This window comes from Chromatium okenii, assembly GCF_016583745.1.
GTDB classification, from domain to species: Bacteria; Pseudomonadota; Gammaproteobacteria; order Chromatiales; family Chromatiaceae; genus Chromatium; species Chromatium okenii.
This window is the reverse complement of record NZ_NRRQ01000003.1, coordinates 89,049-110,258: the sequence shown is the minus strand read 5'-3', so window position 1 is coordinate 110,258 and position 21,210 is coordinate 89,049. Positions and strand designations below refer to the sequence as shown.

At 51.2% G+C, this 21,210-nt stretch carries 16 protein-coding genes and 1 tRNA gene; 3 read left to right on the top strand and 14 right to left on the bottom strand.

The window, feature by feature from the left end:
* The first annotated feature begins 23 nt into the window (after window positions 1-23).
* Both nadB and cysZ read left to right on the top strand, forming a co-directional pair.
* A complete protein-coding gene (nadB, locus tag CKO12_RS02035) occupies window positions 24-1,634 on the top strand; it encodes an L-aspartate oxidase (RefSeq protein ID WP_200153061.1) in 1,611 nt (536 codons plus the stop codon).
* Window positions 1,635-1,660: 26 nt separating this feature from the next.
* Window positions 1,661-2,395 (top strand): sulfate transporter CysZ, encoded by a 735-nt coding sequence (gene cysZ, locus CKO12_RS02030; protein WP_200153060.1) that lies wholly within the window; start codon window positions 1,661-1,663, stop codon window positions 2,393-2,395.
* A 46-nt stretch (window positions 2,396-2,441) separates the two neighbouring features.
* Here the strand turns inward: cysZ and CKO12_RS02025 are convergent, their stop codons facing one another.
* From CKO12_RS02025 to CKO12_RS01995, 7 genes are all read right to left on the bottom strand, one after another.
* Window positions 2,442-5,474 (bottom strand): type ISP restriction/modification enzyme, encoded by a 3,033-nt coding sequence (locus CKO12_RS02025; RefSeq protein ID WP_200153059.1) that lies wholly within the window; start codon window positions 5,472-5,474, stop codon window positions 2,442-2,444.
* Window positions 5,475-5,582: 108 nt separating this feature from the next.
* Window positions 5,583-7,157: a hypothetical protein gene (locus CKO12_RS02020; RefSeq protein ID WP_200153058.1), complete on the bottom strand. Its 1,575-nt coding sequence runs from the start codon at window positions 7,155-7,157 to the stop codon at window positions 5,583-5,585.
* Window positions 7,158-7,262: 105 nt separating this feature from the next.
* Complete coding sequence (locus CKO12_RS02015) at window positions 7,263-8,753, bottom strand: AAA family ATPase (protein ID WP_200153057.1); 1,491 nt, start codon at window positions 8,751-8,753, stop codon at window positions 7,263-7,265.
* A gap of 71 nt (window positions 8,754-8,824) precedes the next feature.
* Entirely contained in the window at window positions 8,825-9,658 is an 834-nt protein-coding gene (locus tag CKO12_RS02010) for an Lcl C-terminal domain-containing protein (RefSeq protein WP_242466157.1), read from the bottom strand.
* A 212-nt stretch (window positions 9,659-9,870) separates the two neighbouring features.
* Window positions 9,871-10,842 (bottom strand): Lcl C-terminal domain-containing protein, encoded by a 972-nt coding sequence (locus CKO12_RS02005; RefSeq protein ID WP_200153056.1) that lies wholly within the window; start codon window positions 10,840-10,842, stop codon window positions 9,871-9,873.
* A 316-nt stretch (window positions 10,843-11,158) separates the two neighbouring features.
* Window positions 11,159-12,565 (bottom strand): ABC transporter permease, encoded by a 1,407-nt coding sequence (locus tag CKO12_RS02000; RefSeq protein ID WP_200153055.1) that lies wholly within the window; start codon window positions 12,563-12,565, stop codon window positions 11,159-11,161.
* A gap of 7 nt (window positions 12,566-12,572) precedes the next feature.
* Window positions 12,573-13,550, bottom strand: coding sequence for an ABC transporter permease (locus CKO12_RS01995; protein WP_200153054.1), 978 nt, complete (start codon window positions 13,548-13,550; stop codon window positions 12,573-12,575).
* Between the two features lie 166 nt (window positions 13,551-13,716).
* Here CKO12_RS01995 and CKO12_RS01990 point away from each other — a divergent pair.
* Window positions 13,717-13,792: transfer RNA gene (locus CKO12_RS01990), tRNA-Asn, on the top strand.
* A 70-nt stretch (window positions 13,793-13,862) separates the two neighbouring features.
* Here the strand turns inward: CKO12_RS01990 and pgsA are convergent.
* The 7 genes from pgsA to CKO12_RS01955 form a co-directional block, all read right to left on the bottom strand.
* Entirely contained in the window at window positions 13,863-14,444 is a 582-nt protein-coding gene (pgsA, locus tag CKO12_RS01985; RefSeq protein ID WP_200153053.1) for a CDP-diacylglycerol--glycerol-3-phosphate 3-phosphatidyltransferase, read from the bottom strand.
* A gap of 7 nt (window positions 14,445-14,451) precedes the next feature.
* A complete protein-coding gene (gene uvrC, locus CKO12_RS01980) occupies window positions 14,452-16,344 on the bottom strand; it encodes an excinuclease ABC subunit UvrC (protein ID WP_200153052.1) in 1,893 nt (630 codons plus the stop codon).
* A 3-nt stretch (window positions 16,345-16,347) separates the two neighbouring features.
* Window positions 16,348-17,943, bottom strand: a complete 1,596-nt coding sequence (gene nifA / locus CKO12_RS01975; protein WP_200153051.1) for a nif-specific transcriptional activator NifA — start codon at window positions 17,941-17,943, stop codon at window positions 16,348-16,350.
* Window positions 17,944-17,945: 2 nt separating this feature from the next.
* Window positions 17,946-19,586 carry a nitrogen fixation negative regulator NifL gene (gene nifL, locus CKO12_RS01970; protein ID WP_200153050.1) on the bottom strand — a complete coding sequence of 547 codons (1,641 nt, stop codon included), beginning with the start codon at window positions 19,584-19,586 and terminating at the stop codon, window positions 17,946-17,948.
* Between the two features lie 212 nt (window positions 19,587-19,798).
* Complete coding sequence (gene rpmG / locus CKO12_RS01965; protein ID WP_005222974.1) at window positions 19,799-19,966, bottom strand: 50S ribosomal protein L33; 168 nt, start codon at window positions 19,964-19,966, stop codon at window positions 19,799-19,801.
* A gap of 16 nt (window positions 19,967-19,982) precedes the next feature.
* Complete coding sequence (gene rpmB / locus CKO12_RS01960; protein WP_200153049.1) at window positions 19,983-20,219, bottom strand: 50S ribosomal protein L28; 237 nt, start codon at window positions 20,217-20,219, stop codon at window positions 19,983-19,985.
* Between the two features lie 149 nt (window positions 20,220-20,368).
* Entirely contained in the window at window positions 20,369-21,148 is a 780-nt protein-coding gene (locus CKO12_RS01955) for a GNAT family N-acetyltransferase (RefSeq protein WP_207146218.1), read from the bottom strand.
* Window positions 21,149-21,210 lie beyond the last annotated feature (62 nt).

The following is a 21,210-nucleotide window of genomic DNA, read 5'->3' as shown; positions in this document are numbered from 1 at the left end:
CTGACCACTGACAACTCAAAACAATGCCTCCAATCATTCACGACGTTCTCATCCTCGGCAGCGGTGCGGCAGGTCTCAGCCTCGCGCTGCGCCTGCGCGACGATATTTCCATCGCCGTTGTCTCCAAACGCGATCTGCGCGAAGGCAGCACCCTGTATGCGCAAGGCGGCATCTCCGCCGTGCTGGATGCCGGTGATTCCATTGAAGCGCACGTCCAAGACACGCTCAAAGCTGGCGCGGGGCTGTGCGAAGCGCAGGTCGTGCAACATATCGTTGAGCGCGGTCCCGACAACATTCGCTGGCTCTTCGAGCAGGGCGTCGCCTTCACCCGCAACGCCGAATACACCTCCGCTGGCGGTTATCACCTCACCCGCGAAGGTGGGCACACTTATCGCCGCGTGGTTCATGCCGCTGACGCCACCGGACACGCGGTGGAGACGACGCTGGAGGCACAGATTCGCACGCGCCCCAACGTCAACCTTTATGAACAGCACATCGCCGTTGATCTCATCACCACCAAATCGCGCTCCGAGCATCGCTGTCTCGGCGCATATCTGCTCAATCGTGAGAGCGGACAGGTGGAGACCTTTTTGGCGAAGTTCGTGGTGCTCGCCACCGGCGGCGCAAACAAAGTGTATCTCTACACCAGCAACCCTGACGTTTCGACCGGCGACGGCATAGCGATGGCGTGGCGGGCGGGCTGCCGCGTCGCCAATATGGAATTCATGCAGTTTCATCCGACCTGTTTGTATCACCCGCAAGCGCGGACGTATTTGATCAGCGAGGCGCTGCGCGGCGAAGGAGCACATTTGCTGCTGCCAGATGGCGAGCGGTTTATGCCCCGTTTTGACAGTCGCGCCGAACTCGCCCCGCGTGACATCGTCGCTCGCGCCATTGACCACGAAATGAAACGGCTCGGCGCAGAATGCGTCTATCTCGATATTTCGCACCAACCCGCTGATTTCATTCTCGAACATTTCCCGACGATTCACGGGCGCTGTTTGGAGCTGGGGATTGACATCACCCGCGATCCGATGCCGGTGGTGCCAGCGGCGCATTACACCTGCGGCGGCGTGATGGTCGATCATCGCGCCCGCACCGACGTGCCGGGGCTGTATGCCAGCGGCGAAACGGCTTACACCGGTTTGCACGGTGCGAATCGGATGGCGAGCAATTCGTTGTTGGAATGTCTGGTGTATTCGGAAGCGGCCGCAGCAGACATTGAGCAGCGTTTGGCGGACTGGCCGCTGCCGCCGGAGGTGCCGGCGTGGGATGAAAGTCGCGTGACCGAACCGGATGAAGAAGTGGTGGTGACGCACAATTGGGATGAATTGCGGCGCTTTATGTGGGATTACGTCGGCATTGTGCGGACAAATAAACGCTTATATCGCGCCAAACGGCGGGCGGATTTGCTGGCGCAGGAAGTGATTGAGTATTACAGCCATTTTCGCGTTAATAACGATTTAATTGAATTGCGCAATTTATTAGAAGTCGCCGATTTAATTATTCAATCCGCACTGCGCCGGCGCGAAAGTCGTGGGCTGCATTACACATTGGATTTTCCCAGCAAAGATGCCAGCCAGCGCAGCCCTACCATTTTAATTCCAGACAGTTATCAACCGCGTCGGGATTAACGCATTCAACAGGATTAGGATATACCATGAACACTCATCCGCTCACCGGCGCTGGTTATTTATTTGAAGGCATGTGGTTAATTACGCGCTCCGGGTTGCGGCGCTTTGTCATCATGCCATTATTGATTAACGTCCTTGTCTTTTGTGTGGCGTTGTATGTTGGCATCACACAATTTGCAACGCTCATGGCACATCTGCACGCACAGATACCGAGTTGGTTGCAATGGTTTGATTGGTTGCTCTGGCCGTTATTTCTGGTGTTGCTATTGGTGGTCGTTTTCTACAGCTTTAGCGTAGTCGCCAATTTTGTCGCCGCTCCTTTTAATAGTCTATTAGCGGAAAAAGTTGAGTTATTTTTAACCGGACAGCCGCTGGTAAATAACATCGCTACCAACACTTGGGTTGCAGAATTATTGCCAACACTTGGCGCAGAATTGGGAAAAATTCTGTATTCCCTCAAATGGGTGGTGCCTTTTTTATTGCTGTTATTCGTGCCCGTGATTGGCCCCATATTATGGTTTTTATACACCGCGTGGATGCTGGCGGTTGAATACGCGGAATATCCCATGAGCAATCACGGTTTAACGTTTATTGAATTGCGCGACCGTTTACGGCAACGACGGGGTATGAGCGTGAGTTTTGGCGGAGCGGTGGCGTTATTGGGAATGGTGCCGGTGATTAACTTTATTGTCATGCCGAGCGCAGTGGCAGGAGCAACGGCAATGTGGGTGCGCGAATTAAAACCTGCTGCCAATGGTTAATTGCACTGCGTTAAAAAACCGCTGATCCACTTGTCACTTGAGCTATTCAATCACCATTCCACGGCAATTGTTCCAATTGGGCAATTGCCGTCATTGTGTCCATGCTCACCTGACACACCCGCGCCAATAATTCAATCACCTGTTCTTTATGATCGGCAAAACGATAGGTATTGAAATGCTCACGAATGGTTAAATCCTTCGGCGTTTTTTCTTTGTACTGATCCAACACCCATTCCAGCGCCGAGCGACTGCCGAGTTGATACTGCCATGCTTGCGGCGGGATATTGTCTAACCTAGTCACGCCATCAATCTCAATTGATCCCGCTGTTTTATCGGCTTTTAAGCGACATTTAGGCGTTCCCTTTTTTTGATCCACGCGCTTGAATGCAAACGGTTTAACTTGCTCAAAATACGCATGAGCTTGAATTAACGTTGCGCCAATTGCTGCCCATTGTGTGAACTCAGGATGAAAAGGAATGCGCGGAAGTTCTGAGTTGAGATTCAAAGCAAACTTGTGCCGATAACGCGGATCATGCAGCACGGCATAAACGTAATTGAAAATGTCACGCTTGGTGATGTCTGCATTGGCATAATGCTGTTGGAATTGCGTTAATGCCCAATTCGTAATGTTGTCATGCTGGGAACCATCAGCAGCATAAACCCACAGCGGTAGAAATTGGGTTTTTTCCAGTACATCAAGACAGGGCAGCATTGACACTGCCAACGTTTGAAAAGGTTTTGCCTGCGGTGTACCTGAAATGCCAATTGCTAAATTGTCATACTTTAATCCAAATACCTTATGCTGCAACGATGGCATTTCATTTAATGCTCTGCAAAAATAAAGCGTTAAAGCAACAAAGGGGCGGTAAACAGATTTTGTCAAAAGTGTGCTGTTATACGCATAACGGCGATCTTTTAGAAAATCGTTTTTCACTGCGCGAGACCATTTTATTTTTTCATCAAAATCTGCTTTCATCTGGCGTAATGATTTATAGTGATGAATAAAAAAGCGCACTTTATTAGTGACTTCTTGATGCGTAAATCCATATACCCACTCATCGCGTGCAGTGACCACGCCTAACGAATATAACTTGAAAATTGCTTCTTCACTTTTTCCTGATTTGCTTTCTTTACTTGCCACCGCCAGCCATTGACTCCAATCCTCGTGCGGTTGATTTAACCAGTTGCTGCTGCTATTGGGGCGAATACGATGAAAATCACCAGCTTGCGCTAATTGATGTAACTGATGCACGCTTAACCAGCGGCGCTTGTCAAGTGCAGTTAAAAAGTCATTTACAGCGTAATGATGAATAGCACAGCCCGTCGTTAATGCCGGATTGCGCACCAGAAAATAGAGCGCAATGCCAACGCGAATTTTATCATCAAACACATTGCCACCTTCACAACGACGCCGGTCGCCGCTGGTGCGGGCATTCCCTTTTAGATCAACAATCCAAATCTCCTGAAATTCCTGCGCAACTACTTTACGAAATCCATCAAATCCTCTCGCTTCAATAAAAGAAGAATTGCTAATAAAGGCAACAATTCCTTGCTCACCGATTCGATCTGATGCCCAGCGTAAAAAGCGCACATAAGGATCATACAGTTTGGTTTTTTGCGCTGTGCTTGCTGCCAGATAAGTCTCTTTAATGCGCTGATCGGCTAATACTGCGGGATCATTTTTATTATTATCGTTTTCGTTTTTCTGATTGGCGTTATAGGGCGGATTGCCTAAAATCACCGGAATGGTGCGCTGATTTTGATGTTGAATCCGCGTTTGATTTTCATCAGTGAGATTGCCAAACATATCACCGATTGAACCTGTGTGGGTTAAATCAAAACCCCAATTTTCCAGCGTATTGACAAAACAAGCACCGTTAAATTCGCACCATTCATTGGTTGCCTCATAATAGGCTTGCTCAATGTTTAAGCACGAAATGTAATAGGGTAGAATTGAAATCTCGTTGGCGTGAATGTCATGCTTAAATTTACGAATTAACTCCTGTTTATCACCGCGCAGATATTCAATCAAATCGACAATAAAGGTGCCGGTTCCCGTGCAAGGATCAAGAATATCTAAACCAGAATCCGCCAAGCGTTTATTAAAATGTCGTTGCGCCAACAAATCGCAACCCGCAATAATGAATCGCACTGCCTCGCTGGGCGTATAGACAACGCCTAAACGATCTGCATCTTTGGGATTATAGGCGCTGTAAAAATCTTCATAAACTTGCTTGAGAAAATCCTGCTTTTCTGCAGAAGTAATTGTATTTGCAGCAGTGCGGCGAATGGCAGCAAAATAGGGTTCTAACCGCTTTAATAATTCCTTGCGCGTACTACCGTGTAAAAACGTATGTTCTAATTGAGCAAGCGCCCGCGCTAAATGGTTTTCCTGATGAAAACTCGCATCAGAAAAGATTGCACGGAAAATTTGATCGGTGAGAATATGCTGAATTAGCATGTCATCCACATGATCTTTGGTGACGCGCTCGCCAATTGCCCGTTGACACAATGCAAAAAATTGAGTTGCTTGCAATTGAAAAGCGGCATGATTGCGGTGCGCAGCAATTAACAATTCTTTCAACGCCAGCGCCACACTCGGCAATTCAACCATGAATTGACTGCGCGCAACGCGGAAATCCTGCACCGCTGGCAATTCATAACTAAAAAAGCAATCCAGCAGCCGCTTCAATGCTTTGCCATCTGTCACCGCGCACCGCATCACTTCCGCGCCCTGCTGTAATAAAACGGCAGTGCGGGTATCTTCAAAAATGATGTTATCGTTGGGATAACCTTGCGCTAATTTAGCGGCGATTGCTTTTTCTAAATCGTCTTTTTCATCTTTTGCTTCCCACCAGCCATGAACCAATCGCAGCCGATTTAATAACACACCATCGGCGCGTAAATTGGCTCCATTAGGCGCTTTGAATGGATATTCAGCCACGACAATCAATTGTTGTTGTTCACCAAGATCGCGCAGCAAATTTTGAAACGCAGCGCGTAACATGCTTTCATTTTCTGCGCCCGCAATACGCCGCAATGCGTCAAGTTCACGCCAATAGTTTTGAATGTCAATCATTGCAGTTTTATCTGGGTCGCATTATTAGCGGCAAGGATACGCTATTTATTTGACCGCACGCAGAAAAAGTTCATTTTTGTTTAGAGATTTAAGAATGGAATTGTGATCTCAAAACAAAATCAATGGATTAAATATACGGGCAATGCTACGCACTACGTTTTTAATTCCTTCAGTAATGCTGTTCACCACGCTAACCGCAGTTTTAATAATTGCTTCACCACCTGCATAAATTGCGTCACCAATGGCACGACCCGCTAAACCACCAATAATGCTTCCGACTACGCCACCAATTGTTGCTCCAATTGGTCCAAAGATCAGACCAATTGCAACTCCTTGCGTCATTCCATAACCCGCGCCAGCTAAACCGCCAATTGCGCTGCAACTGATATTGCCCATTGCGTCGAGTGTTTCCGGTCCGCTAAGTTCACCGCTCGAAAACTTGAATAATAATTTTGCGTTTTCTATACCGATATAAACCATACTGGCAATGTAAAATGCTGGAGTATTTTCTAATAATGCACCTAACCAACCATTACGCGCTGCTACCATTATTGCGCCGGAAATAGCAATTTGGATTCCGATATGCGTACCACTTTTAATCGAGCTGGTAAAAAATTCCTTTATATCTTCACTGACTGGTGGGTTTTCTTTACCGCTAGTGGCATTCCAAATGCGCCGACCCAAAATACGAATACCTTGTATTCCTGCAACCACACTTGCGCCTAATAAAATCTGCTCCCCAATACCTTTAGCAATGTCAATTCGATTAACATCATTCCATTCATAATGACGGATTTCATTGTGGAATTGTGCGTTTTCTTGTAGCTGCCTGAATTCTTCACGGCTCGGCATTTCGACGCCAACAGTACCAACCTCCAATTTAGAAGTCACGTTCAAATCGGGAAATTCGCGCTGCATTCGTCCAACTTGATCTTCATGCACCAAAAGTGTTGTGCCTTGTTGATACTGATGGTCGGCGACATTTTTAATCAGTTGGTCAACATCTGAATAAGATTTAACTTGTACATTTTGAATAATATTGCCAACGCCATCATGCAGCACGATGTCATGCGAATTCAATGCCGTGCTATGCAATACGGTAGCGTGAATATCGGATTGACTTGCTTGAGCATTGAGATTAAATTGGTTAGCAATCTCACTTTCTGCAATCAACCCGTGTAGTTGTAGATTTTGGTTAATGAGACCGGTCTGGGTGAAAACAGTTCTATCAAATTCTTTATTCGCATTCGTAATCGCAGAATCTAGTTGCTTGGCATACTCAATTACCTGCGTCACACCAGCTATTTTTGCGCCGGTTTCAATTTGATTTGCCAGCCAACTCTCACGGCTTTTGCCTTTATCAAGATGCGCATAAAGTGATGTTTTAGCAGCGTTGGCAGATTGAACGCTGGCAATGATCTCGCGGGCTGTAGATTCAATTTCGGCATCATCTTTTCCAATGCTAGGATAGCGACGAAATTCAGCAGCAAGCCATTCATTTAACGGCATTTCATGGCGATGTTTTTCATACGAGCTAACAAATTGAGTGATTAAAGTGCTGATCTGTTCTGCGTTGGCGTCGCCGTTAAAAACCTGCACCGCGAATTGATTGGCGTGCCGCTGTTGCACCTCTTCGTCGTTGAGAAGTTCAAAGGTGCTAGTTTCAGAAGATGGTTGAGTCATACTGACGCTCCGATTAAATGCGATGCTGCTATAAATAATAAAAACCCGACATTGACGATTGCAATGTCGGAGTGAACTGTTACCAAATCTTTGCCAATAACGCAATCAGGATGCAGGTTTAATTTTCATTTCTGTGAACCGATTCGCATATTTCTGAATTTTATCTTTCATCACCTCACGCAGCGGATGCGTGTTGTTGATGATGCGCTGAAAGCGATCGTTATCTAACGCATGGCAATTGTCAACAAAGGCTTGCTCAATTGCTTCTTTCACCACTGCTTCAATATCTGCGCCAGAATAGCCCGGCGTTTTTTTCGCCAAGTCTTCTAATTGAATCTGTGCAGATAAGCGATTGCGACGCTCTAAATGCAATCGGAAAATCTCAACGCGCTCGACTTCAGTGGGAAAATCAACATAAAAAATCTCATCAAAGCGCCCTTTCCGCAGCAATTCTGGCGGCAATGCGGAAATATCATTGGCAGTGGCAATCACAAATACCTGCTTGGTTTTATCTTGCATCCACGTTAAAAAATAGCCGAATAACCGCGTTGCTACTTCTGAACCTTCGCCGCCGCTACCAATCCCAACAAACGCCTTTTCTACTTCATCCACCCATAACACGCAGGGGCTCACTGCTTCAGCAACCTGAATCGCACGGCGCATATTGCCTTCACTTTCGCCAACGTATTTTCCCATCAATGAACCCATATCCAGTTTTAATAAAGGCAAATTGAATAACGCAGCAGTGGCTTTAGCGGCCAAAGATTTACCGCAGCCGGGCATTCCAACAATCATCACGCCTTTCGGTGATTCAACACCAAACGCCCGCGCTTCTGGCCAATTGGATAGCACCATATTTTTTTGTTGCAGCCAAGGTTTTAATTTGCCGAGACCACCGATGTCATGCAGTTGTTCTTTCACCTTCACTACTTCTAAGATGCCGCTTTTTTTAATGATCTGCGCTTTTTCAGTCAGCACTAAATCCAAATCATTGAGACCAATTTTGCCGCTGCGTTGATAACTGCGATTGATCAGTTGCCCGATTTCATAACGGGTTAAACCTTGCAGCGCCAATGCGAGTTTATTGCGGCTGGCAGAATCTAAATTGATGTCATAAGCCGTTGTATAGGTGTCTATTTCTTCACCTATGACGGTTTCATCAGGCAGCGGCAATTCAAACAGCGTAATTAACTTTTCCAATTCCGGCGGAATGAGCACCTGCGAGGAAATCAGAAATAACGTCACGGCGCTGTCGTCATCGGCAAGGATGCGATTGACCAACAATTTAAGGCGGGCGATGGCCAGCGGCTGATCGCGCAGACCGAGATGGGCATCGCGGATGACGATGACGTGATGCTCAAGGTCTTGATCTAACAAGTTATCTAGCGCAGTGGCGAGATCGCACCACGCGATGAGCGGGCGCTTGGTGGCGAAATCGACCATGCCCCGCGCCATATTCCATTCCAGAATTTTGCGGTCGTCAGCGAGATCGCGGATGAGCGCGTCGGCTTCATTCTCGGCATGAGTGAGTAAATAAAGCAGCGGATAATGCGATTCAACATGAGCGCGAATTGTTTCAATGAGAGAGTTGGGCATAAATTGGAATCTCGATAACGATGAAATGAAAGCACATAATCTGTGCAATTAAAGAATCAAAAAGATCAAAATCACTGTCCGCTGCGGACGAGGCGAACGTGGAGGTTGTCGTTCCGAAAGTTGTGGCCGGCGTAGCCACTGTCGAAATACACGCCCCACGCGGTGGATATAAAAAGGAAGGTATCGGGCGAGCTAGACCAAAACCGTGTATTCGGTGTATTGGGAAATGCGATTAAATCAATTGTGGGTTTACTATAGTTACCTTCACATGATGTACCGGTATCGTTCCATGTTTTAGGCTGACCGCTGGAACAATACACCAATGTTTTTAATTCATGAATTGAAGGTAAGCGCCAGTCACTGTATCCGGCATAACCGCCATTGTTATTCAATTCAGCAACCGCATTGTGTGCTTCGTCCCATTTATATCCTTTTGCTGCTCCGCTGCAAGTATTGCCTGTCCAATTCTGCCCTAATGCGCAGCGCATCCATTGCAAATTTGTGTGTATATCCAATACTGTCCCATCGCCCAAATTTGCATAGCGATCACCAATCATTTTTACAATTCTGCACGATTTGAACATCAAGGCACCATTTTTTGATTGTAAAATCAACTCCGCACCTTTCAAATGGAGTGAATCTAAATCCAAAAAACGGTTCATAAATAATTTAGTTTCACCAAGTTTAACCGGCAATAACTCAGTAAACTTGATGATTTTACCATCAGGCTTAATTTGCGTTGCAGCTTTCGCAAGATGTAAACCGAATTCGGGTGTTAGGTAATTGAGCATGAGCGCAATTACCGAATCATCAACCTCAACTGCGAAAATTTCACACAAACGTTTAAATACCGCATGATCGTTGGTGGTTTCAATCGCCTGCACTGCTGCCAATTCATTTTGCAATTGGCAAGAAAACAGCCATTTACCCAGTAATCCGCTACGAAAATGAGCGAGAATTTCAATGGTAAAATGATCGCGCAGTTCTTTAATGTTCTTCACTTTTAATCCATTGATGGGTAGATCAAATTTGATAAATTTTGGCACGATGAATGCTCCAGTAAATTTGAGATTGAACAATGTATTAGTGCGCAATTAGAAAAGCAAAAAGATCAAAATCACTGTCCACCGCGGACGAGCCGGACGGCTCCCGAAATGGTGTAGTAAGCATCACCATTAGAAAAAAACACGCTCCACGCGCCGTAAGGGTTTTCGATATAGGGAGAACCTGACCAAAACCACGAACTTGGTGTATTAGGAAAAGCAGTTAAATCAATCGTCGGTTTATTATAGTCGCCTTCGCAGAGTTTACCAGTATCGTTCCACATTTTAGGCTTACCGCTAGAGCAATATACCAACGTTTTTAATTCATCAATTGACGGTAAACGCCAATCACAATATCCAGCATAACCGCCCCGTTTATTCAGTTCAGCAACTGCATTGTGTGCATCATCCCTGTTGTATTCGATCGCTTCTCCTTTGCAAGTATTGCCTGTCCAAATCTGCCCTAATGCACAGCGCATCCAGTGCAGACGAGTATGCACATCAAACACAGTACCATCCCCTAAATCTCGATAACGACCATTGATCTGTTTTTCGTTTATCCCTTCACATGACTTAAAAATCAGTGTTCCATGCGCGGATCGCAAAATAAAATCAATTCTGTCTAAACTGAGTTCATCTACAGTTAAAAGACGATTCATAAATAATTTTAATTCGTTTGCTTTAATAGGTAACAAATCAGCAAGATTGATGATCTTATCGGCGGTTTCACTTTGCTTAATTATTTCCGCAACTGTCAAGCTGATTTTCGGTGTTGGATCATTAAACAAGACTGCAATCACGGCATCATCATTTTCAACTGTGAAAATCTCGCACAAGCGTTTGAATACCGTTTGATCGTCGGCGCTGGTGTCAATTGCCTGTAGTGCTTCCAATTCGGTGTTCAATTTGCGCACCGCCAGCCATTTTGCCAACAGCCCGCTGCGGAAATGAGCGAGAATTTCAAGGGTGAAATGGTCTCGGATTTCCTCAATGTTCTTTGCTCTGATGCCGTCGATGGGTAAATCAAACTTGATAATTTTTGGCATGATGAATGCTCCAATAAACAACTGCGGTGAAAAGAGATGCGGGAACTTTGCATAGTATAACCCGCAACCAATCATAAGCAAATGGCGTCATTATTTCAATCTGTCCTAGCACTCAACGCTGATGCGAGCGAGCGGCAAATTAAATCTGATCATTTTTGGCAGAGTAAAACATTTGCGGTTAAAAAAGCTGCGGAAAACGTGACATCAACATAAATCGGCTGGTTGAGCAATGCAGGGTTTAGATTCAACAACCGCAGCAGGAATGCTGAGGAAGTTGAATCAAATGCAGGCGCTCAATTATTCAGAACCTTGGCATTCACCGCAGGCGCGGATCAAACGCATCACGCACCACGTCAGCAAATAAATTCGCTGCCAATACCAACACGAACATAAAAATAAACGCCGCTGTCAGTGACCACCACACCACTGGCTCGCGGGCTAATTCTAAACGGGCGCTGTTAATCATATTGCCCCAACTATTCATGGTCGGATCGACGCCGATGTTGACGTAAGACAGCACTGCTTCTGCTAAAACTAAACCGCTGAAATCTAAAACCACCGTAATTAACACGATATGCAGCACATTCGGCAGTAAATGGCGAGTGATGATGGTGAAGTGACCGACGCCGAGTGCTTGTGCTGCTTGCACATAATCCACTTCGCGCAATTTCAGCGCCTCGCCGCGCAATAAACGGCATAATCCCGTCCAACTGGTCACGCCTAAAATCAGGCATAAAAACAGCAGCCGTAAATCCGCTCGCTCCACTGCGCTGGTGAATTCGCTGGCGTGATTTGCAAGATAAACCTGCAACAATAAAATTGCCGCTGCAATTAGTAATACGCCGGGAATTGAATTGAGGGTGGTGTAAAGATATTGGATCAAATCATCCACCCAGCCGCGAAAATATCCCGCCGCAATTCCCAGTAATAGCGCCGCAGGTAACATCACTAAAGTGGTGAGCGTTCCAATTAGTAATCCAGTGCGGACGCTTTTCAGTGCTTGATAAAACACGTCTTCGCCCACTTTATCGGTGCCAAATAAGTGATAAGCGGCGGCTAATTCGGCGGCGATAAAACCAATGCTCATCAGCACCGCCAGCGTGATCAGCGCGGTGCGCCCCGGTTGCAGGTGCGGACTGCGCCGCAGCGCCAGCCAGTATTGCGCCAGCGGTTCACCGCGCCGCCGCGCTACCAGCCACAAGATGCCGCCCGTCAGCAGCGCCCAGCTCGCCAGCCCTTTGACTGCGCCGCGCACCGTGCGCCAGCCGAGATCGGCGCTGCGCTCGCTGGCTGGCGCGGTGAGATGACGCCCGCCGTGCAGCAAACGCGGGTAATCGCGCCGCAACGTGCCGTCGGGCTGTTCAATCACTTCTTTGGTAAATAAATGCGTCGCCAACGGCGCGGAGTAGGTTTTTTCCTGCCGCTCGCGCAAACCGTGCAGCGCCAGATCAAGCAGGCTGACCACTTCGGGCGCGTACTGCGCGGGCGCTGCGGCAGTCGTGGGCGGGAGTTTGAGGCGCAGATGAACGGTGTCGAGAATGCCGATCAGCGCGTAACTACTCAGCACCAGCAGCGTGATCACGCCCGTCCGCGTGTGCAGCACTTGCCGCCACGGGGCGCGTAAATGCTCGTGCTGCGCTGCGTAAATACCAAAACCCACGCCCAGCGCCAGCAGGATAAATACCAGCGCATCCGTCCACAAAACTACTGGAATCAATGGCATAACCACCTCATTGCAGCCGTACACGCGGATCAACCAGCGTGTAGGACAGATCAGTCAAAATCAGTCCGATGATGTAGAGCACCGCGCCGAGAAAGACCATCGCTCGCACGATGGCAAAATCCTGATTGCTAATGGCATCAATGGTATAGCTGCCAAGTCCGGGAATACCAAAGAAGGATTCCGTCAACAGGCTGCCCATAAATAGCAGCGGCAAAATCACCACCACGCCCGTCAAAATCGGAATCAGGGCGTTGCCGAGAATGTGGCGCACCAACACCCGCAGTTCGCTCAAACCTTTTGCCCGCGCCGTGCGGACGTAATCCTTGCTGCTTTCTTCTAAAAACAGCGTGCGATACCAGCGCGTGCCGGCACCGATGCCGCTCACTACGCCGATTAACACGGGTAACACCAAGAATTTCCACGCATTGATGCCGGTGTCGTAACCGGAAATTGGCGCGAGATGCAGCAATTTGCTGAGTAAAAATTGCCCGCCGATGATGTAAAACAGACCGGAAATCGACAGCAGCGCCACCAACAACACGGTGCTGGCGAGGTCAACATAGGTCGCTCGCAGCAGCACGATCAGCAGCGCGTAGCTGATATTGAGCGCCAGCCCGACCAGCAACACCGGCACTGCAATCGCCAAACTCGGCCACATCCGCTGGCTGATGTCGTAACTGATGTCGCGTCCCGCATCCGAGGTGCCGAATTGAAAGACAAACAAGCGCACGGATTTCTCAAAAAAAATGGTATCGGTGAACTGGGCGATGCCGGTGGCGGTGGGATTCAACAGCAGCGGGCGGTCATAACCGCGCTCCTGTTTCCAACTATCGACTGCTGCCTGCGTGACGCGCTTGTCGCCGAGCTGCATTCGCGCCATGTCATCTGGCGAGTTGACGACAAAAAACAGGATAAACGTCAATAAATTCACCCCAATTAAAATGGGGAGCGCATAAAGCGCACGGCGGACGAGATAAGCAATCATGGCGATGGTTTTCCGTACCGAATGGAGAGGCAATGGCGGTGGCGTCTTGAAATAACGCGCCCGTCATTGTGCGCATCAAGGCGGTGGAATCAACGCGAGGGCTGGCAATAAGACGGTGCGCTTGACGGCACCGCGTGGGGTCTCTATCATTCGCGGCTCACAACATTCCCTGGTAGCTCAGTCGGTAGAGCGGGTGACTGTTAATCACTAGGTCGGCGGTTCGAGCCCGTCCCAGGGAGCCAGACAAAACAACGGCCTGCAACGATTTCGTTGCAGGCCGTTGGCGTTTGTGGCGGTTAAACTGACGGCGTTTTATGACATGTCATTTTTATAAGTCGATTGCGCCCCGGATAAACACGGCCACGCGGCGCTGAGATACACCACCATCGACCACAGCGTCAGCAGTGCGGCGACATACAGCAGCACCAGCCCCAGCGGATACACCCACGCACCCAGCATCGACTCGCGCAACGTCAGCAACGCGATTGAAATCATTTGCAGCGTCGTTTTGACCTTGCCCAATTGCGACACCGCCACCGTTGCGCGTGCGCCAATTTCTGCCATCCACTCGCGCAGCGCCGACACCGTGATTTCCCGTCCGATGATGACCATCACCGGCAGCGCCAGCAGCAAACGCGGATCGGCTTGCAACAGCACCACCAGCGCCACTGCGACCATCAATTTATCGGCGACCGGATCGAGAAATGCGCCCAGCGGCGAGGTTTGCGCCCAACGCCGTGCCAGATAACCGTCCAGCCAATCGGTGAGCGCAGCGATGCCAAACACGGCAGCGGCTGCGTAAGCCGCCCACGGTGCGTCGATGTAGAACACGACGACAAACACCGGAATTAAAATAATCCGTAGCAGCGTCAATAGGTTGGGTAGATTCCACATCGTATTTTTAAGTGTGCGGGGCGTCGTGAAAGGCGGCATAAATGCGTTGAGCGAGCACCGGGCTGATGCCATCAACGGCAGCGAGTGTCGCCACATCTGCCTGCGCCACCCCGCGCAAACCGCCAAATTGTTTGAGTAACTGTTGGCGGCGTTTTGCCCCAACTCCGTCAATCGCCTCCAAAGCCGAGGTCGTGCGGGCTTTAGCGCGGCGCTGGCGATGACCAGTGATCGCAAACCGATGGGCTTCATCACGAATGTGCGCGATCAGGTGCAGCACTGCCGCAGTGGCAGGCAGTATAACGGGCGCAGATTCCAGACCCAATAACCACAATTGTTCCGTGCCCGGACGCCGCTCCGCCCCCTTCGCCACACCAACCAACGTCATTCCAGTGATGCCCAGCGCCTGCACCACTCGCGCCGCGACCGCCAATTGTCCGCGCCCACCGTCGATGAATAACACCTCTGGGATTGAAATCCCCCCCGACCCCCCTTTTTCAAAGGGGGGAGAAGAGGAAAGCCCCCCTTTGAAAAAGGGGGGTTGGGGGGATTTGAGATCGGGCGCTTGAAACCGCCGCATCAGCGCCATTTCCAACGCCGCATAATCATCGCCCGGCGTGATCCCGTCGATATTGAACCGCCGATATTCCGCCGTCTGCGCCCCCGTCGCATCAAACACCACGCACGACGCCACCGGCAGCTCGCCCTGCGTATGACTCACATCAAAGCATTCCAACCGCTGCGGCAGCATCGGCAATTCCAGTGCCGCCGCCAGCGCTGCGAGCTGCTGCGCATAACTTGACTGCCGCGCCAGCCGCGTGTGCAGCGCCACCAGCGCATTTTCCTGCGCCAGCGCCAGCAGTCGCGCCCGCTCCGTCCGCACCTTGGTTTTAATCCGCACCTGCTGCCCGGCGCGGTCGCTCAACAGTTGCTCCAACAGCGCCAGCTCATCCGGCGCAACGCTCACAATCACCTCCGGCGGCACGGCTTTGTCAGCATAAAATTGCAGCAGAAAGCCGCGCAGCAGCGTCGTCGGCAGCGTCTCCGCTGGTGCCTGCGGAAAAAAGCTGCGCGTACCGAGATTGCGCCCGCCACGAATAAAACAGACCAGCACCGCGCACAAACCGCCATCCTGCGCCAGCGCGATGATGTCTAAATCACCGCGCTCATCGCCCAACGTGTGCTGGCGCTGCATCTCGCGCAGCGTGATCAGCCGATCTCGCAGCACCGCCGCCCGTTCAAATTCCAATACCTCCGCCGCTTGCGTCATCGCCGCCGCCAATTCCGTCACCAATTCCGCACTGCGCCCATCGAGAAAACGCACCGTCTGCGCCACATCCGCCGCATAAGTCGCCGCATCAATCAACCCCACGCAGGGCGCAGTGCAGCGTTTGATTTGATATTGCAGACACGGGCGCGAGCGATGCGCAAACACGCTGTCTTCACATTGGCGCACCGGCAGCACCTTTTGCAGCAATTGCAAGGTCTCGCGCACTGCGCCCGCGCTCGGATAGGGGCCAAACAAGCGTCCGGCGATCTTGCGGCTGCCGCGATACAACGCCAAACGCGGGAACTCGTGGGCGCTGAGATGGAGATAGGGATAACTTTTATCGTCGCGCAGCAGCACGTTAAAACGCGGCTGCAACGCCTTGATTAAATTGCTTTCCAACAGCAGCGCCTCCGTCTCGCTGCCCGTCACCGTCACCTGAATATCGGCGATCAACCGCACCATCCGCCCGATGCGCCCCGCCTGCGCTCGCCCGAAATAGCTGCTCACGCGCCGCTTCAACAGCTTCGCCTTGCCGACATACAGCACCGCGCCATCCGCCGCCAACATCCGATACACGCCCGGCAGCAGCGGCAAGCTGGCGAGCAGGGGACGCAAATCGGCTGGCGCAGCCATCGCTTAAAACTGCCGCACGCGGATATTGAGCGTTTGGATGCGATACGCGATCTGGCGCGGCGTCATATTCAGCAATCGCGCCGCCTTCGCCTGCACCCAGCCCGCTTCTTCCAACGCCGCAATCACCCGCTCGCGCTCGTCAAGATCGGGATCATTCCAATCCACCGCACTCGGCGCGACGCTGGCGCTCGGCGCAGGTGCCGCGTCACTGCCGCTGGCGCTCACTTCGATGCCGGTGAGTTGAATCACTTCCCGGTCAATCATGCCCTGCTCGCTCATCACCGCCGCCCGTTCCATGCAATTCTCCAACTCGCGGACATTGCCCGGCCAGTCGTAGCGCATTAACACCCGCAAGGCGCTATCGGTGATCGTCAGCTCGCGCCCCTGCATTCGCGCCACCTTGTTGACCAAAAACCGCGCCAGCTCCGGCACATCTTCAATGCGCTCGCGCAGCGCCGGCATCCGAATCGGCATCACGTTGAGCCGATAATACAAATCCTCGCGGAACTCGCCCGCCCGCACTTCCGCCTCCAAATCGCGGTTGGTCGCCGCAATCACCCGCACATCCACCTTCAAAGTCCGCCCGCCGCCGACGCGCTCAAATTCACCTTCTTGCAACACGCGCAGCAACTTGGCTTGAAATGCCGGGCTGATTTCGCCGATTTCATCGAGAAATAAAGTGCCGCCGTCGGCCTGTTCAAACCGACCTTTGCGCTGCGCGACTGCGCCAGTGAACGCGCCTTTTTCGTGCCCGAACAATTCCGACTCCAGCAAATTGTCCGGCAGCGCCGCGCAGTTGAGCTTGATAAACGCGGCACGAGCGCGGGGCGAATTGTAATGAATGGCGTTAGCAATCAATTCCTTACCGGTGCCAGATTCGCCGCGAATCAGCACCGTCGTATTCCATTTGGCGACTTGGCGCACCTGTTCAAACACCAGCCGCATCGCGTTGGCGCGACCGATGATGCTGTCAAAACCGTGACTGCCTTTGACCTCGCGCCGCAGCTTGTCGCGCTCCTCACGCAGCGCCTGCTGCTCGGCCTCGACCGTTCGCGCCAGCCGCACCGCTTGCCCGATCAGATTGGCGACCATTTCCAAAAATCGCGCCCGTTCTGCCAGCAATTCCGCGCCAGCGGGCGGTTGCGCCGCAAATACGCCAATCGCGCCGCTGTCGCCCACCCGAATCGGGACGCCGATAAACGGCAGCGCGGCATCGTACAAATTGAGCCGATCTAAAAAGCGCGGTTCATCGGCGATGCGCGGCAAAATCCACGCTTCATTGGTGGACAAGATGCGCCCGAGTACGCCTTCGCCGCGTTGATAGCGCACCCGTTCCAACGCCGCTGCATCGCTGCCGTGAATGGCGCTGATGAGCAATTCGCCGCGCTCGTCGTCCACTAAACAGACCATGCCGTGACTGAGACGGCTGCGCTCGTGCAACACGCCGAGCACTTCGCGCAGCGTTTCGCGCAGATTCAGCGAGCGACTTAACACGCTGCTGACTTCAAACAGGGCGGCGAGTTGCGCTTCTAACCGCGCCAGCCGTTGCGCCGTCTCGGTGCCAGTGAGAGCTGAGAAATGCGTGGTTCTGTCTGACACGGTTATTCGTCCGGCAGCGCGGCGGTCAACGCCACGCGCATTAAACAGCCGCCACGATGCTCAACATCGACGCTGAGAGAGCCGCCGTGTGCGGTGGCAATTGCCTGCGCCAGCGCCAGCCCCATGCCGGCGCGTCCGCGCCGGTCGCGCCAGCCCACATAAAAAGGTTCAAACACGCGATACCGTTCCTCCGGCGCGATGCCGTGACCGTTGTCTTGGATTTCAATTTCGACCCCGCGTTCTAAACGGCGGGTGGTGAGGCGCAACTCGCGCTGCGCGGGACGAGCTTCTTGCAATGCTTGAATCGCGTTATCTAACAAATGCTTAAACAGCGAACGCAGTTGATTTTGGTGTCCGGGCAATTCCGGCAGCACGGTCGCTGGCTGCCAATCGACGATGACGCCGGTTGCCAACAGGCGTCCGGTTTCCAATTCCAGCACTTGCCGCAGCAGGGCGTTGATATTGACGGAAACGCCGATTTCGCGGGGTTCTTCCGGCAGCGCCGCCCGCAGCGTGGCCAACGCCTTGCTGCCGGAGATGCTGATTTGATCGAGCGTGGTCGCCAGCGTTTCGACGTTGCCCGCGCCGCTGCGCAACATGCCGGCAGCGGCGTTGATGACGTTGAGCGGGCCTTGGATTTGATAAATGGCGGCGGCGAGCGCCTCGCGCATTCCGTGCATCAATTGCTGTTCGGCCAAGCTGGCGCGGAGATGTTCGAGCTGGGCGCGTTCAATTTCACGGCGATGCGCGGTGACATCGTTGGCGAGTAACAGCAGCCGCCGTTCGGCGGGGCACTGTTGCCCGAAATAACTCCGCGCTGAGGGATCGGTTTCCTCCACGCGAGTGCCCGAGCAGGAAAACCAGCGCGGCGTGGGTTGACCGGGAATCTCCAAACTGACGGTGATGTGTTTGAAGTTGCGCCCGTCAAGACAGGCGGCGAAGGCGTCGCTGCCGAGTTGGGCATCAAGTGCCGCTTGCAACACGGTGACGGGTTCGCGCCCGTGCAGTTCATGCAGGAGCTGTTTGTAATCCTGATTATCGAGAATGACGCGCCCTTCGCTGTCGAGCAGCGCCATCACCACCGGCGCGGCATCCAGCACGGTTTCCAGTCGCGCTTTTTGCTGGCGCAGGGCACCTTCCAGCTCGTGAACCTTGGTCACGTCGCGGTGCATTCCGAGGAAATACTGCAACTCGCCGTTCGCCCCAAACACCGGCGCGATAATCAACTCAGCGAGATAATCGCCGCCCTGTTTGGTGCGATTGACGAGGGTGCCGCTCCAAGTGTGTTTATTGGAAATCGTGTGCCACAACTGCGCATAAACGCTGGGCGGAGTGGCGTTATTGGACAAAATCGACTCATTTTTGCCGTAAATATCGGCGCGGTCATAGCCGGTGAGCGCCTCAAACGCGAGATTGGCATACAAAATGGTGGCAGCCGGATCGGTGATTGAAATCGCTACGGGCGCTTGCTCCACTGCCGCAAAAAACAGGCGCGGCGGCAACGCGGTTGCCGAGTGACCGTTGAGCTGGGTCAAGACCGCAATCACTTCGGGTGGCGTGCCGGCGGGCGGGGCGGCGAGAAAAGCCGTCAGCGCGTCAATAACCGTTTGTTGGGCAGATTCCAATGCGGATCGAGCCGACACGGGGATGCTCCTAAAAGAATGAAAAACGACCGTTTAATAGTGGTGCGCGTCAATCGAATTGGCGGGTGGAGGTGTTGAATAATTGCGAATAAACGGCGCGAGAAAGAAAACTAAAAACGCTCAATACGACTTAAGTTGCGGTTGAGCGTTTTTTTAACAGCGAGGGGGAAAGATCAAGCCACACTCAATTGCAATCGTGTGGCAGAGAGAAGTTACTTGATCTTGCCTTCTTTATACATGACATGCTGGCGGACGACGGGATCAAACTTTTTGATTTCCATCTTGCCGGGTTGATTGCGCTTATTCTTGGTGGTCGTATAAAAATGACCTGTGCCTGCACTTGAATTCAGGCGAATTTTTTCACGGGCTGCTTTAGCCATCAGTCAATCCTCCGAATTAAACTTGTTCACCGCGAGCGCGGATTTCACCGAGCACGACATCAATCCCTTTTTTGTCAATGGTGCGCATTCCATTTGCAGAAACACGCAGTTTCACGAAGCGGTTCTCGGTAGCGACCCAGAAGCGATGTTCGTGAAGATTGGGTAAAAACCGCCGCTTGGTCTTGTTGTTAGCGTGCGAAACGTTGTTACCGGTGAGTGGGCGTTTACCGGTCACTTGGCAGACCTGAGACATAATGAGAATTCCTGCGCGTCAACGACTGTGTGAGTAAAAGGGTCGGAATCGTATCATAGTGAGTGAATTCTGCACAAGGTCACAGGAGTCTACTGCGCGACTGCGACTGTGCAATTGAAACTGCAACCAGACTGAATCTGTTTTAGCAGTCAATGCGCACGAAACTGTGATAACCAATGCGAAAGTTGCTTTAACAGATGTCCAGTGAATTGTCCAAGCGCACCCAATATACCCAATACGGTGCGCGGATTATACGCAATCAATCCCCAGCGTTCACGGCGATGCGTCATCCAATCACGTTTATAGGGATCGTCACCAATCAAATAATCAACTTCGCTAACGTGATCGACTTCAATGACATAACGCATTAAATGATCGGTCAATAACGTGCCGACTGAATAGTGCTCAAAGCGTGCATCATAAGCCAATTTATAAATTGCAGCGCGTCCATAACACACAATCCAAATCTGTGCGGCAGCAATTTCGCCATCAATATAGGCTAATCCCAAACGTAACCAACCGCGTTGGGCACACAACCGAATCAATGCTGGAATAAACTCTGGATAAGGTTCTGGTTTTTTCCAACTTGCGTTATAGACGCATTCATATTCTTGAATAGCTTGTTCTAAATGCACACCGCCGGTGGTGATACTTAAACAACCATTGGCAATCGTTAAAAACTGTTTTCGTTTCCGTTTCAGCGTGCTTTTCACTCGTGATGGAAAAGTTGCAAGCACGAGATCATAGTTCGTGGTGACAATCGGAAGATACCAATTACCAAAGCAGAAAAATTCAAAAACTAACCATCCAGCCTGATGCAATGCAGTTTTAATCTGCGCGTATTCATTTGTATCATAAGCAAGCGGTTGTAAGCGGAGCGAATGCCAAGCGGAAGTGTCATGGCGAATTGCCGAAAAGCAAGCAACCATGATGGCAAGCGCGTTAGTGTGCACAAGTGCTGGAGCATAAAGTGACGTATAAAAATTCGTTA

Coding starts and splice junctions, on each gene's coding strand:
- nadB (WP_200153061.1), top strand. CDS start 24: ATGCCTCCAATCATTCACGACGTTCTCATCCTCGGCAGCGGTGCGGCA.
- cysZ (WP_200153060.1), top strand. CDS start 1,661: ATGAACACTCATCCGCTCACCGGCGCTGGTTATTTATTTGAAGGCATG.
- CKO12_RS02025 (WP_200153059.1), bottom strand. CDS start 5,474: ATGATTGACATTCAAAACTATTGGCGTGAACTTGACGCATTGCGGCGT.
- CKO12_RS02020 (WP_200153058.1), bottom strand. CDS start 7,157: ATGACTCAACCATCTTCTGAAACTAGCACCTTTGAACTTCTCAACGAC.
- CKO12_RS02015 (WP_200153057.1), bottom strand. CDS start 8,753: ATGCCCAACTCTCTCATTGAAACAATTCGCGCTCATGTTGAATCGCAT.
- CKO12_RS02005 (WP_200153056.1), bottom strand. CDS start 10,842: ATGCCAAAAATTATCAAGTTTGATTTACCCATCGACGGCATCAGAGCA.
- CKO12_RS02000 (WP_200153055.1), bottom strand. CDS start 12,565: ATGCCATTGATTCCAGTAGTTTTGTGGACGGATGCGCTGGTATTTATC.
- CKO12_RS01995 (WP_200153054.1), bottom strand. CDS start 13,550: ATGATTGCTTATCTCGTCCGCCGTGCGCTTTATGCGCTCCCCATTTTA.
- pgsA (WP_200153053.1), bottom strand. CDS start 14,444: ATGTGGAATCTACCCAACCTATTGACGCTGCTACGGATTATTTTAATT.
- uvrC (WP_200153052.1), bottom strand. CDS start 16,344: ATGGCTGCGCCAGCCGATTTGCGTCCCCTGCTCGCCAGCTTGCCGCTG.
- rpmG (WP_005222974.1), bottom strand. CDS start 19,966: ATGGCTAAAGCAGCCCGTGAAAAAATTCGCCTGAATTCAAGTGCAGGC.
- rpmB (WP_200153049.1), bottom strand. CDS start 20,219: ATGTCTCAGGTCTGCCAAGTGACCGGTAAACGCCCACTCACCGGTAAC.
- CKO12_RS01955 (WP_207146218.1), bottom strand. CDS start 21,148: ATGGTTGCTTGCTTTTCGGCAATTCGCCATGACACTTCCGCTTGGCAT.